Here is a 14,165-nt window from a genome sequence, read left to right as displayed (position 1 = left end):
TTGCACATTATTCGCAGTTAAGTGCTAAAAACGCGAATGATTATCTTTTAAAATGTCGCATTTATTGAAATACAACCGTATTTGATAGGAAGTATGATGTCTGTATTTACGCTTGATCACCTTTCATCAGGACGAGAGGCTGTTATTAAACGCTTGTTACCTGAATCGTTACCTTTTCGTCGTAAACTTTTAGCTATGGGCATGACACCCGGATGTCAGTTGACTGTTATGCGAATTGCGCCATTGGGTGATCCAATTGAAATAAATCTTCGTGGTTTTTTGCTTTGTTTGCGTCGTCATGAGGCTGCGGCTATTGAAGTGGAGGTAACTGCATGAAAATTGCCTTAATTGGTAACCCCAACTGTGGTAAAACCACATTATTTAATTTGTTAACTGGTTCAAAACAGCGTGTTGGAAATTGGCCGGGCGTGACGGTAGAGCATAAGTCTGGTACGTTTGACTATCAAAATAAACATTATGATATTGTGGATTTGCCGGGGACTTATTCAGTTGAGCCAGATCCCACAGGTGTTGCGCAAGATGAATTTATTACTCGTCAGTTTTTGTTAACTGATAAGAATAGCTTGATTGTTAATGTTATTGATGCCACTAATTTGCAACGTAGCTTGTATTTAACTTTTCAGTTAATTGATATGCAAGTACCGATGATAATTGTGCTTAATATGGTTGATGCATTGCAAGCTATGGGTGAGAAGTTAAATATTACAAGATTAGCCAAAGTATTAGGTTGTCCGGTTGTGGCGATTTCATCGACACAAAAGATGGGATTAACTCAGTTTTATCAGCAAATCGAAATTAGTACTCAGGATTTAAAAGCCGCAACACCAACAATAGATACCTTGAGTTCTGATTCACAAGCCATTTTTAATCGTTATTTAACTGAGTTACCTGCGACAAGTGCGATTCGTCAATTCAATCGTTGGCAATTGATAGAAGCATTGCTTAATAGTATTGATTCTTCATTAGATTTAGTCGAAAACGAAAAGTTAGATACTTGTCGTCGTTTGTTATCGGTCAATTTCGATAATCAAATAGATGTCGCTATTGCCAGCGCGCGTTACGATACAATTGACGTTGTTTACAAAATGGTGATCGATAAACCGCGAGAGGCGAGTATTAATATCACTGAGAAATTAGATAAATTGGCTCTAGGACGAATAACTGGAATTCCATTATTTTTGTTGGCAATGTATACCATGTTTTTAGTTGCGATTAATTTTGGTACGGTTTTTGTCGATTTTTTTGATGGTATATTTAGTACCATTTTCGTTGATGGTTTTGCTTATCTTTTAAATATGTTACATGCACCGGCATGGTTGACGGCCATTTTAGCAGACGGACTGGGCAATGGTATTACGACAGTGTCGACATTTATTCCTGTGATTGCGGCGATGTTTTTTGTTTTGTCGTTCTTAGAGGATTCAGGTTATTTAGCTCGTGCTGCGATGATTGTTGATCGTTTTATGCGATGTATTGGATTACCAGGTAAAGCTTTTGTGCCGATGTTAATGGGGTTTGGTTGTGGCGTGCCAGCAATTATGGGAACGAGAACATTAGATAGCCCACGTGATCGTATTTTATCTATTTGTTTAATCCCTTTTATGTCTTGCAGCGCACGCTTACCGATTTATGCTTTGTTTGCTGTCGTTTTTTTCCCTAATTATGCATCAACCGTGGTTTTTATGTTGTATCTGTTAGGGATTTTTGTGGCGATGCTCACGGGATTCATCTTAAAAAATACCTTACTTCAAGGTGAATTAACGCCATTTATTATGGAAATGCCTGTTTACCGTATTCCAACTCTACGCAGTATGTTGCGAATTACTTGTCAACGCTTGAAAAGCTTTGTTTTACGAGCAGGAAAAGCGATAGTGATAATGGTGACAATATTGAGTGTCTTAAATTCATGGGGTGTTGATGGCTCTTTTGGGCATGAAAACTCCAATGATTCGGTGTTATCAGCTATTGGTCAGAAAGTTACACCAGCATTTATCCCAATGGGAATCGATAAACAAAATTGGCCAGCTACCGTTGGTATTTTTACTGGGATTTTTGCTAAAGAATCGGTGGTTGCTACGTTAAATTCCCTTTATTCAATGGATCATCATGAACAGGAAGATTTTTCGTTTTATGGTGGGATTAAGTCAGCTTTTGCCACCATTCCCAACCATCTTATCGATTTAGTCAGTTCAATAGGTGATCCGCTTGGTTTGTCTAGTGTCAATCAAGATGTAAAAAGCGTACAAAATCAATTGTCCGTCGATTCAAATACGATATCTAAAATAAGCAGTTCATTTGTTACTTCGACATCTGCTATTGCTTATCTTATTTTTGTTTTACTTTATACTCCGTGTGCAGCAGCATTGGGCACAATTTATCGTGAGGCCGGGTTTAAATGGATGATGTTTGTTGCGGTTTGGACATTTGTAATCGGTTGGTTATGTGCAACGGTATATTACCAATTTAGTTTATTAGGCCAATCGTCATCAGCAATCTATTGGCTAACTGGTATTGGTTTATTGGTTATTTGTGTATTTATCGTTATGCGTAAACTTGGACGTTTGTCATGCTTTAATCATTACCAGCTACCTACACCAAAATCACATAAACAATCGGCTTGTTGTGAGTAGTGTTAAATATTCATTAATATGTTAATAATATCTATCCGCGATTATGTTCAGTTAAAAGGACGAGTCAATTTACAAGATGTGGCTCGTCACTTTCGTTTATCGGAAAGCGCCACGGAACCTATGCTTAATTTTTGGGTGAAAAAAGGAGTGATTAAATTAGTTAATAATGATTTATTCACATGTGCAGGTAAGCAGTGTTCGGCATGCATTAGTTGTAATTTGACCGTTTATCCTAATTATGTTTGGGTTCAATAAGTTATCTTCTTTTAATAGCATTAATCAATCAGTTGTTTCCTTTATTGAATCAAATGTACTTAATTTTAACTTTTGATTATACTCTGTCAATTTTAATAGTTAGATGAGTATATATTATCTAGATTAAAATTTTAGTTAGTATGAATTGTGAATAAATTTTGAGATCTACATCACAAAATTGAATTTATCTATACCTCAAAACAACAAATGATATTAATATGAACTTATGTTCATTTGTAAATAATTATGGAGAGATAATAAACCTTGGTAGATTGCTTAAAGAAATTACTGCATTTAACTTAATTAGGGTATTATTAAATGCATTATTTATACCCCATCATAAAGATATTTATAAATATTTTAGCTTGTTTGCTCTTATTAATTTAAGATTTTGTTTATATTATTTGGTAAAAATAGTCTTAACTGAAACGACGTTGTCCTGTCGTTTTATTATTTAATAGATGTTATTATAACAATGTTTAAAAAACATGTAGTAGAGGAATTAGAAGTATGAGTCAATTAGATGAATTTAAAAAGTTAACCGTTGTGGTTGCCGATACTGGTGATATAGATTCAATTAAACAGTTTTCTCCAGAAGATGCAACCACCAATCCCTCTCTTGTTTTAAAAGCTGCTCAACTTCCTCAATATCGTTATTTAATTGATTCTGCTGTTGAAACTGCGAAAAAACTTGGTGGCAATAAAGAACAACAATTAGTTAATGCCTGTGATCAAGTAGCAGTAAATATCGGTGCTGAAATATTAAAAACTGTACCGGGTCGAATTTCAACCGAAGTCGATGCGCGATTGTCGTTTGATAAACAAGGTTGTATAGAAAAAGCCCGCAGAATTATTGAACTATATCAACAAAAAGGGATTGATAAATCACGGATTTTAATCAAAATTGCTTCCACTTGGGAAGGAATTAAAGCGGCAGAAGTGTTAGAAAAAGAGGGAATTAACTGCAATTTAACCTTACTGTTTTCATTTGCACAAGCGCGCGCTTGTGCTGAAGTAAATGCATTTCTTATTTCACCATTTGTTGGTCGTATTTATGATTGGTATCAAGCGAAGAAACCGATTGAGCCTTATGTTGCCGATCAAGATCCTGGAGTGGTATCTGTTCGTAATATTTATAACTATTATAAGCAACATGGTTATAAAACGATAGTGATGGGAGCAAGCTTCCGTAAAGTTGATCAAATATTAGCGTTGGCGGGTTGTGACCGTTTAACAATTTCCCCTAATTTATTGGCAGAAATGCAACAATCCAATGCACCAGTTGAGCGAAAATTAAATCCAAATCAAACTGTGGTTGAACGTCCAGCATTAATGACAGAAGCTGAATTTAGATGGCAACACAACAGTGATGCAATGGCAGTGGAAAAACTAGCTGAAGGAATTCGTGCTTTTGCTGTCGATCAGGGTAAACTTGAAGATATGATCGGCGCCTTGCTTTAATTAGCAATAAAAGAGGGGGAGATAGTTCCCCTTTTTAATTTTACTATAACCTGTTTTATTCGTCTGTTGGCAACAGGCAATCAATGAATTTTTAATTTATTTTGGAGATTATTATCATGAATGCAACCACACTATCCCACCGCGAACTAGCAAATGCGATAAGAGCATTAAGTATGGATGGCGTGCAAAAAGCAAAATCAGGCCACCCTGGTGCACCGATGGGGATGGCTGATATGGCCGAAGTACTTTGGCGTGGATTTTTAAAACATAATCCAACCAATCCTAATTGGGCTGATCGGGATAGATTTGTATTATCAAATGGTCATGCATCAATGTTAATTTATAGCTTATTACATTTGACCGGTTATAACGTAACACTTGATGACATAAAAAACTTTCGTCAATTAAATGCTAAAACCGCAGGTCATCCTGAATATGGCCACCTTCCGGGCATTGAAACAACCACAGGTCCATTAGGTCAAGGTATTGCTAATGCTGTCGGTATGGCTATTGCTGAAAGAACATTAGCTGCGCAATTTAATAAATCAGGTCATACTATTGTTGATCACCATACTTACGTATTTATGGGTGATGGTTGTATGATGGAAGGAATCTCTCATGAAGTATGTTCATTAGCAGGTACACTTAAATTAGGCAAACTGATTGCTTTTTATGATGATAATGGTATTTCAATTGATGGTGAAGTTGAAGGTTGGTTTACCGACGATACAGCTAAACGATTTGAAGCATATGGTTGGCATGTGATTCGTGGTATTGATGGCCATGATGCTAAGGCATTAGCTGAAGCTATTGAACAAGCACAAGCAGTGACTGATAAACCATCATTATTAATGTGTAAAACAGTTATCGGCTTTGGTTCACCAAACAAAGCAGGAAGTCATGATTGCCATGGCGCACCACTTGGTGATGCTGAAATAGAAGCAACTCGTAAAGCATTAGGTTGGTCTTATCCTGCATTTGACATTCCAAAAGAGTATTATGACGCGTGGGATGCGAAAGCAAAAGGTAAACAACGTGAAGACGAATGGAATGTACGTTTTGATGCGTATGCTAAAGCTTATCCAGATTTAGCCAAAGAATTTAAACGCCGCATGAATGGTGATTTACCAAGCAATTGGCAACAAGTTGCTAAAGATTTTGTTAACAAGCTACAAGCAAATCCAGCAACAATTGCTACGCGTAAAGCTTCGCAAAATGCCATTGAAGCTTTTGCGCCAGTGTTAACTGAATTTTTAGGTGGTTCAGCTGACTTAGCACCAAGTAATTTAACTATGTGGTCAGGCTCTAAAGAGATTTTAGCTAATCCAGATGGTAACTACATTCATTATGGCGTCCGCGAATTTGGTATGTCTGCAATCATGAATGGTATTGCTTTACATGGTGGCTTTATTCCTTATGGTGCAACTTTCTTGATGTTTATGGAGTATGCGCGTAATGCATTACGTATGGCAGCATTAATGAAGATTCGTTCTTTATTTGTCTATACTCATGACTCAATTGGTTTAGGTGAAGATGGTCCAACGCATCAACCAGTAGAACAAATGGCAAGCTTACGTGTGACACCCAATGTAAGTACGTGGCGTCCTTGTGACCAAGTTGAATCAGCTATTGCTTGGCAATACGCGGTTGAACGTAAAGATGGTCCTTCTGCACTTATCTTCTCAAGACAAAATCTTAAACAACAAGAACGTACTGAAGAGCAATTAGCCAATGTTTATCGTGGTGGTTATATCTTAAATGATTGTAGTGGCACCCCTGAACTTATCCTTATTGCTACCGGTTCAGAAGTTGAACTTGCCGTCGCTGCATATCATGAACTAACTGCAGCGAGTAGAAAAGTGAGAGTGGTTTCAATGCCATCAACCGATGCATTTGATAAACAAGATCAAGCCTATAAGGAATCAGTATTACCATCATCAGTAACGGCTCGTTTAGCTATTGAAGCAGGCATTAGTGATTTCTGGTATAAATATGTTGGTCTAAACGGTAAAATTATCGGTATGACAAGCTTCGGTGAATCAGGCCCAGCCGAACAACTGTTTGCTAAGTTTGGTTTTACTGTTGAGAATGTTGTGGAACAGGCGAAAAGTTTATTGAAATAAATTATAGTTTGCTTAATAGTATAAAACTTCGCTAATAACTTTAGCGAAGTTTTTTTTATATGTTTATTTTATATTTCTAGGAATTTTAATCTTAGTTTTAAAACGCATTTATCGATTATTATAGTCATTTATATATCCTAGTCCCAGTAATGAAAGTCATTTTATAACCTATTGTTTATTAGTTGGTTATAAATTTTTCCCATCTTAGTACAATCAAAACACCACATATTTGAGCCTAAACAATTATCACTTTATTTTAAGCTATCTTAGAATTTTTAATTACAAATATGTGGAAGATCGTACATGTATTTAGATGAACGAAGTACTAAATTACGGAAAGAGATTTTGTCTCATCTCAATATAATCAGCATGGATTTGCAAGCGAGGTTAAATTTAACGTGAAGACATTAATAAAATTAATGTCTGGTTAGAGGTAAATTTATCCAAAAAGACATCGTAGTTCCAATGGTCAATTTATTGTTGAACCTGTTTTATTTCAATTAGTTTCAGCTCTTAAACCACAAGAAAAAATTAAGCAACGTTATATCCCTTCCGAAAAAGAACGAATTAGTTTAATCATTTTAATGTTAGTTTCAAACAATGAAAAATTATAACAAAAATCGATTCGATTAAACAGTTTTCTCCAGAAGATGCAACCACCAATCCTTCTCTTGTTTTAAAAGCTGCTCAACTTCCTCAATATCGTTATTTAATTGATTCTGTGGTTGAAACTGCGAAAAAACTTGGTGGCAGTAAATATCGGTGCTGAAATATTAAAAACCGCACCTGGTCGAATTTCAACCGAAGTCGATGCGCGATTGTCTTTTGATAAACAAGGTTGTATAGAAAAAGCCCGCAGAATTATTGAACTATATCAACAAAAAGGGATTGATAAATCATGGATTTTAATCAAAATTGCTTCCACCTAGGAAGGAATTAAAGCAGCGGAAGTTTTAGAAAAAGAGGGAATTAACTGCAATTTAAACTTACTATTTTCATTTGCTCAAGCGCGCTTGTGATGAAGTAAATGCGTTTCTTATTTCACCATTTGTTGGTCGCATTTATGATTGGTAGCAAGCGAAGAAACCGATTGAGCCTTATGTTGCCGATCAAGATTCTGGGGTGGTATCAGTTCGTAATATTTATAACTATTATAAGCAACATGGTTATAAAACGATAGTGATTGGAGCAAGCTTCCGTAAAGTTGATCAAGTATTAGCGTTGGCAGGTTGTGAGCGTTTAACAAATTTCCCTAATTTATTGGCAGAAATGCAACAATCCAATATAAAAATTGAGCGAAAATTAAATCCAAATCAATCTGTGGTTGAATGACCAGCATTAATGACAGAAGCTGAATTTAGATTGCAACACAATAGTGATGCAATGGCAGTTAAAAAAATAAACTGAAGGTATTGGTACTTTTGACGTCGATCCTCAGGATAAACTTGAAGATATGATTGGCTGATTGCTCTAATTAGTATTAAACTGGGGCGATAATTAACTCCCTTATTTGCTTGAAATTTATGTGATACATGAGTTTCATAAAAAGCCTAATCAAACATTAGTTACGGGTAAAGAATTTAGTCTTGGTAGACATAAATATACTATTAAAAAGGTTGGTAGTGAGGCTAATAGAAACTTTGAAGAATTAGGGCTTATTTCTATCTATTTTAAATTAAGTGATGATGGCACCTTGCCTGGTGCCATAGAAGTTGAACCAGCTGTTTTTCCTGAATTAAATATTGGTGATGATATTTTTTTGAATGATAGATGGTAATTAATGGATTAATTTATAAGGATATTGTTATTTTCCAACAATACTCAATTTAAAAAACCATCACTATTAATTTAGTGATGGTATAGTGATTTTTAACTAAAAATTGATTAATTAAATGGATTAGGATCTTTTTTCAAATTATTAAATGGATATAGTTTATTCTTCCAATCTTTGATTTGAATATTCTTTTGTTCAGGTATATCAGTCAAATCATATTGCATATAATCATGTTGGACATTCAATTGAATCCCCATCCAATGACTTAATAAATAAACGAATTGATAACCTGAAATTTGTTTATTAATTTTAACCTGATTGGTTTTACCTGAATCAAAAAATATCAATGGCACTTGAAAACTATTTTGATATTCCCAATTGTGTCTTAAGTCTTGATATTGTTCAGTGTGCGAAAGCCCATGATCAGCAAAATAAACTACAGAATAATCTTCATTATGTTTTTTTAATATCTCTATTGTTGATTTTAGCAAGTCATCCGTTTCTTTAATGCTACTGACATAACAGGATATGTTTTCATTGTTAAGATCAAATTGCACATCAAACTGTAATCTTTTACAAAAATGAGGATGGGAACCGATTAAGTGCATAACAATAAGTTTCGGTTTATCATGCTGTTGTATTAATATGGAATCTAATTCAGGTAAAAGTAAAGTATCGTATTTACCACGGGATGATTTACCATTGTATTCTCCTTTTTTGGTGTAGAAGATATTTTTACTATAAGCTGTAATTCTCGGTACCGTTATTTCCATTCTACCTAATTTTCCTTGATTAGATAGCCAATAGGTTTCAAATCCTGCATCATTAGCAATAGCAATAATATTATTATTTAATTGGGCATTGACTTCACGATTATCTAAATAACTAGACTGACTAATTAAATGCGGGATTGATGATTGGGTATTTGATGCTGGAGCGATTAATCCATCCCAAATTAATGAGGCATTATTATTTGTAAAAGGGGTATTGTTATATTTAAAGCCATAAGCGCTCATATAATCCTTACGAACACTTTCACCAATGATAACAACATAAGTTTTATGTTGAGGATTGACCGAAACAATGGGTATTGTATTAGTTTTTTTAATTTGTTCACATTGCTCTTGTTTTTCAGTGGTATATAACTTATAGCTTGAATATAAATCAACACCAAATTCAAAAGGAGGATATTTAAAATTATCAATTAATATTGTTGAAAGCGAGTAAGCATGGTCTTTAAAAAATACTTTAATTGGTTTATAACAGCAGAGTAATAAAGATAGAATAATAATGTACTTGTTGTTAACTGTTGGAAATTTAACTTTATAAAATATGTAGATGAAGGCTATTACCAGAGCAATTGGAATAAAGTAAAAATAAATAGGTAATTGATACAAGAATTCTGTTACTTCATCGAAATCAGTTTCTGATACCGCGCTAATAACAGCAACATTTGGATATCCGTAATAAAATGCTATAGGGAAATAAAATGCAGCAATAATAAATGTTAACCCAGAAAAAATACGAAATAGTGTGAATCTGGCTAAAAAAATTAGAGAAAAATATGTAAGTAATATCCTATCAAATCGTTGTGGATAACCTAATAAGTAAACCAATAATACAGAAAGACCGATACAAACAATATGCGAAAATAACTCTTTTTTGATAAATATCACAAGAACAGATCCATGTTAACACAATCAGTTGACAAGCTGCAAAATTATATAAGCAATTAAATTTTAAGCAATATGAAATTATTATAAATTAAGTCTAATTTTTTATCTTGATATTCAATAAGCTATAATTAGTTATAAATATTAATATTTGGATAAAATAATCGCCAAACTTTCAATATTTTTTGATAAATTTGGCGCGGAATTTTGACTTTTATCATCTTGAGGCTCTTATTAATATCACATCTTGCGGTAGTTTTTGAATGTAGAGCATTCTAGCAATAAGTAAAAATGCTGCTACAGCTAAACCTAATATAATTCCTATCCAAAAACCGGCAGCACCAATTGGCTGCATAACAAGATCGGTTAACCCTAAGATATATCCAACCGGTAATCCCACTCCCCAATAAGAGATTAGGGTAATAAAAAAGATGCTTTTAGTATCTTTATAACCACGTAATACATTACTTGCTACGACTTGCAAATAATCTGATGCTTGATAGATGGCAAGTAAAATAATCAGTTGTAGACAGATGGTTATGACATCGATTTCACGAGTAAATATGGTTACTATCGGTAATCTAAAAATGATCAGAATTAATGCCACGATTACCGCTATCATGAGGGATATTGCTAAACTTATATAGGCAGTTTGCTTGGCTAGAATTGGTTTATTTTTACCCAATAAGTAGCCAACGCGAATACTGGTTGCTACCCCTAAAGATAATGGTATAGCAAACGTTAAACTACTGATTGTGAAGATTATTTGGTGTGCAGCAACGGTTATTTGACCAAGTGGTGCAATAAGTAGTGCGACCACCGCAAACAAACTCATTTCAAAAAAATAGGCTAAAGCTAGTGGTGTGCCGAGGATAACTATTTTTTTGATGATAGAAAAATCAATGAGTTTGGTTAGTGGTGTTTTTCGAATATCACGTTGACTAGCTGTAGTTAAAGTATACAAACGAATTAAAGCAAACATCAACCAAAAAATTATAGCTGCCGTAATACCACAACCAACACCACCAAAAGCAGGCAATCCAAACTTGCCATAAATTAATACATAATTAATCGGAATATTGGCAAGTAGCGCTATAAATATAATCACCATAGCAGGTTTGGTGTTAGATAAGCCTTCGCATTGATTACGATAAACCAAAAATAATAAGAAGGCTGGTACTCCCCACATAATTGCGCGTAAGAATGAAACGGCTACATCAACCATTTCTGGATCGATGGGATGATCAGTTGTGCTTCTTAGACTAATTATTTTGTCGGAATTGTACAAAACTAGCATCATGATGATGGATAAAATTAACGCAATCACTACCCCTTGACGAGTCTGATCGGCTACTTGTTCACGTTTGGCCGCACCATTTAAGTTAGAGATTATAGGGGTTAAAACCGTTAATAATCCTTGGCCAAACAAAACAGTAGGCAACCAAATTGATACAGCAATAGCTACCCCCGAAAGAGCAGTTTTGCTGTAATTACCCGCCATAATAGTGTCGACAAACGTGATTGCTGTTTGTGATATTTGGGCAATCATGACCGGTATAGCTAACGTGATTAGGTTTTTTATTTCGTATCGATAATGTAGCTTCATTGGAAATATTTACTGTATTACAGTACCCCATAAATCATATTCATCTGAATGTTCAATGTTGACTTGAACAATATCGCCGACTTTAACATCTTTCTCTTCATTCAAATAGACAACACCATCAATTTCTGGCGCATCAGCCATACTTCGCCCGATGGCTCCCTCTTCATCAACCTCATCAATTAAAACAGATAAAGTTTTGCCAATTTTATTTTGTAGTTTTTGGGTCGAAATCGTTTGTTGTAATTGCATAAAACGATGGAAGCGTTCTTGTTTTATCGCTTCTGGTATCTGATCTGCTAATTGATTTGCCGCGGCACCTTCAACAGGACTATATGGGAAGCAACCTACGCGATCTAATTGCGCTTTTTCTAAAAAGTCGAGTAATAACTCAAAATCTTGTTCAGTTTCGCCCGGATAACCAACAATAAAGGTTGAACGCAAAGTAATTTCTGGGCAAATTTCACGCCAATGATGAATTCGCTCTAATGTTCTTTCGATTGTCCCCGGGCGCTTCATTGATTTTAAAACCGTTGGGCTGGCATGCTGTAACGGCACATCTAAATAAGGTAAGATTTTTCCTTCAGTCATTAATGGAATTAAATTATCGACACTAGGATACGGGTACATATAATGTAGACGCACCCAAATTCCAAGGGTTGATAGTTGTTCACAAAGGGTATAAATATCGGTTTTTAACGGCATACCATTCCAAAAGTTGGTACGATTTTTTATATCAACACCATAAGCAGAGGTATCTTGAGCGATCACTAAAAGCTCTTTAACGCCACTATCCACTAAACGTTTAGCTTCATCTAGTACATTACCAATTGGACGACTGATCATTTCTCCTCGTAAAGAAGGTATGATACAGAACGTACAGTTGTGGTTACAGCCTTCTGAGATTTTCAAATAAGCATAATGTTTTGGTGTTAGTTTTACTCCTTGTTCGGGAACTAAACTAGTAAATGGATTATAACTCGGTTTAGGTGCATATTTATTTACATGCTCAAGTACTGCTTCGTAACTGTGTGGCCCTGATATTTCTAGCACTTTAGGATGCACATTACGGATCTGATCTTCTTTGGCGCCAAGACAACCAGTCACAATAACCTTGCCATTTTCGTTTAGTGCTTCGCCGATGGCTTCTAATGATTCTTGTACCGCACTATCAATAAAGCCACAAGTATTAACAATAACTAAATCAGCATTATCGTAGCTCGGCACAACTTGATAACCTTGAGTACGTAGCTCGGTTAAAATTCGCTCAGAGTCAACTAAATTTTTAGGACAACCAAGGCTCACAAATCCAATAGTAGGGGATGACATATTCATAATAATTATAGTAATTTTAAATTAATTGCGGTATTTTTCGACAATCTAAAATCGAATCAATTTAGATTAAGATAACAGATGAGCATTCTAACATAATTAAACAGGTCGAAATAAAAAATTTTAATTTGATATGAAGAACGATGAATATGGATAAAATCTAAAAAAAGCTCTTACAACAATAAGAGCTGTTACTATTATAGGAAGTTAAGTCAGGAGAAAAAACTTATTTTAATGCATCTATTACTTCATCAATTTGTAGATCTAAACTTTCAGCACCGCCACCAGATAAGTACCAAAGATCTGGAGTTAAGTAGACAACTTTAGTTTGGTTTTTCGCTAACACTTTTGAGTCGAAAAAGTTACCTTTCATCGCTGACTGACCAATTGCTTTACTACGGTCTACAACATAAATAACATCTGGTTTGACTTTACTGATGAAACTATTATCAATAAAGGTTGGTTTTGGTTTACCAATACCGTTGGTCGGTTGTGGTGCTAATGGTACCGCACGTTTTACTTTTAGCACATCATGAATTAATGCGGCACTTGAGCTTGCATTGATAAGGATCATTTTACCGTCATTATGAATAGCAACAATTGCTTTTTTATTACTTGCTTGAGCAACTAATTGTGCATTGCTTACTTTAGCATCTAATGATTGAATTAGATTGTTAGCTGTTTTTTCAGTACCAGTAATACTTGCTAATACATTGATATGATTTTTGGTCGACTCAAGGTAGTTTTTTGCATCAACGCTTAAATTAATTACTGGTGCGATTTTAGTAAATTCTTCCGTATGGCTTGCTTGTCGGCCGTCAATGATAATTAATTGTGGTTTAGCTTGTTTGATTGCATCAAGATTTGGTTCCTTCATATTACCTGTATCAGTAATAGTTGCATTTTTATATTGTTGAAGATAAGCCGGAAGTACAGAAAGAGGTGTTGCTGTTACAATTGATCCTTTACCTAAAGCGTCTAATGTATCTAAGGCACCATAATTCATCACTACAACTTTATTTGGTGATTTAGGTACAACAACTGATTGTTTATTATCTGGATTTACTGTAATTGATGATTGACAGCCAGTTAAACCTAGCATTAACGCTGCTAAGGTACTTAATAATAGTTTTTTCTTAGTATTCATAATTAATTCCTGTATGATGCAAATGATAACTATTATTGTTTAAAGGATTATGATTGTCTAGTAATAAATAATTTTTTGTAAGGATATTGATAATTATTCTCATATAGTTTATTGTGACCCTTTGTTTGGCAAAATATCAATATAAT

At 34.6% G+C, this 14,165-nt stretch carries 10 protein-coding genes and 1 pseudogene; 7 read left to right on the top strand and 4 right to left on the bottom strand.

From position 1 onward, the window contains the following. The first annotated feature begins 96 nt into the window (after positions 1 to 96). The 7 genes and pseudogenes from B6C99_RS03385 (at position 97) to B6C99_RS03355 (ending at position 8,267) form a co-directional block, all read left to right on the top strand. The gene (locus tag B6C99_RS03385; protein ID WP_086358533.1) at positions 97 to 336 is read left to right on the top strand and encodes a FeoA family protein; all 240 of its coding nucleotides are present in this window, start codon (positions 97 to 99) and stop codon (positions 334 to 336) included. Beyond that, positions 333 to 2,651: a Fe(2+) transporter permease subunit FeoB gene (gene feoB / locus B6C99_RS03380; RefSeq protein WP_086358532.1), complete on the top strand. Its 2,319-nt coding sequence runs from the start codon at positions 333 to 335 to the stop codon at positions 2,649 to 2,651. Before B6C99_RS03385 ends, feoB begins: the two co-directional genes overlap by 4 nt. Before the next feature lie 18 nt (positions 2,652 to 2,669). Then, the gene (locus B6C99_RS03375) at positions 2,670 to 2,906 is read left to right on the top strand and encodes a FeoC-like transcriptional regulator (RefSeq protein WP_086358531.1); all 237 of its coding nucleotides are present in this window, start codon (positions 2,670 to 2,672) and stop codon (positions 2,904 to 2,906) included. 510 nt (positions 2,907 to 3,416) lie between these two features. Beyond that, positions 3,417 to 4,367 carry a transaldolase gene (gene tal / locus B6C99_RS03370; RefSeq protein ID WP_086358530.1) on the top strand — a complete coding sequence of 317 codons (951 nt, stop codon included), beginning with the start codon at positions 3,417 to 3,419 and terminating at the stop codon, positions 4,365 to 4,367. Between the two features lie 116 nt (positions 4,368 to 4,483). Further along, positions 4,484 to 6,490, top strand: coding sequence for a transketolase (gene tkt / locus B6C99_RS03365; protein WP_086358529.1), 2,007 nt, complete (start codon positions 4,484 to 4,486; stop codon positions 6,488 to 6,490). A 607-nt stretch (positions 6,491 to 7,097) separates the two neighbouring features. Further along, positions 7,098 to 7,955 (top strand): annotated as a pseudogene (locus B6C99_RS03360) (transaldolase family protein). Between the two features lie 45 nt (positions 7,956 to 8,000). Next, complete coding sequence (locus B6C99_RS03355; RefSeq protein WP_086358528.1) at positions 8,001 to 8,267, top strand: PTS glucitol/sorbitol transporter subunit IIA; 267 nt, start codon at positions 8,001 to 8,003, stop codon at positions 8,265 to 8,267. Between the two features lie 107 nt (positions 8,268 to 8,374). On the opposite strand, the gene B6C99_RS03350 is transcribed toward B6C99_RS03355, so the two are convergent. The 4 genes from B6C99_RS03350 to B6C99_RS03335 form a co-directional block, all read right to left on the bottom strand. Continuing rightward, positions 8,375 to 9,940: a phosphoethanolamine transferase gene (locus B6C99_RS03350; RefSeq protein ID WP_086358527.1), complete on the bottom strand. Its 1,566-nt coding sequence runs from the start codon at positions 9,938 to 9,940 to the stop codon at positions 8,375 to 8,377. 214 nt (positions 9,941 to 10,154) lie between these two features. Further along, a complete protein-coding gene (locus B6C99_RS03345; RefSeq protein ID WP_086358526.1) occupies positions 10,155 to 11,543 on the bottom strand; it encodes an MATE family efflux transporter in 1,389 nt (462 codons plus the stop codon). Between the two features lie 9 nt (positions 11,544 to 11,552). Beyond that, positions 11,553 to 12,869, bottom strand: coding sequence for a 30S ribosomal protein S12 methylthiotransferase RimO (gene rimO, locus B6C99_RS03340; RefSeq protein WP_371265812.1), 1,317 nt, complete (start codon positions 12,867 to 12,869; stop codon positions 11,553 to 11,555). A 229-nt stretch (positions 12,870 to 13,098) separates the two neighbouring features. Then, on the bottom strand, positions 13,099 to 14,019 hold the full coding sequence (locus tag B6C99_RS03335; RefSeq protein WP_086358524.1) for a siderophore ABC transporter substrate-binding protein: 921 nt from the start codon (positions 14,017 to 14,019) through the stop codon (positions 13,099 to 13,101). Positions 14,020 to 14,165 lie beyond the last annotated feature (146 nt).

Origin of the sequence: Gilliamella sp. N-G2 (assembly GCF_002142215.1) — a bacterium.
GTDB lineage: Bacteria > Pseudomonadota > Gammaproteobacteria > Enterobacterales > Orbaceae > Gilliamella.
The sequence above is the reverse complement of the archived record's forward strand: the minus strand, read 5'-3'. Positions and strand labels throughout refer to the sequence as shown.

Bases quoted from the DNA above. Each gene is read 5' to 3' on its own strand.
- tkt (WP_086358529.1), top strand. From the start codon at position 4,484: ATGAATGCAACCACACTATCCCACCGCGAACTAGCAAATGCGATAAGA.
- rimO (WP_371265812.1), bottom strand. From the start codon at position 12,869: ATGTCATCCCCTACTATTGGATTTGTGAGCCTTGGTTGTCCTAAAAAT.
- B6C99_RS03375 (WP_086358531.1), top strand. From the start codon at position 2,670: ATGTTAATAATATCTATCCGCGATTATGTTCAGTTAAAAGGACGAGTC.
- B6C99_RS03335 (WP_086358524.1), bottom strand. From the start codon at position 14,019: ATGAATACTAAGAAAAAACTATTATTAAGTACCTTAGCAGCGTTAATG.
- tal (WP_086358530.1), top strand. From the start codon at position 3,417: ATGAGTCAATTAGATGAATTTAAAAAGTTAACCGTTGTGGTTGCCGAT.
- B6C99_RS03345 (WP_086358526.1), bottom strand. From the start codon at position 11,543: ATGAAGCTACATTATCGATACGAAATAAAAAACCTAATCACGTTAGCT.
- B6C99_RS03385 (WP_086358533.1), top strand. From the start codon at position 97: ATGTCTGTATTTACGCTTGATCACCTTTCATCAGGACGAGAGGCTGTT.
- feoB (WP_086358532.1), top strand. From the start codon at position 333: ATGAAAATTGCCTTAATTGGTAACCCCAACTGTGGTAAAACCACATTA.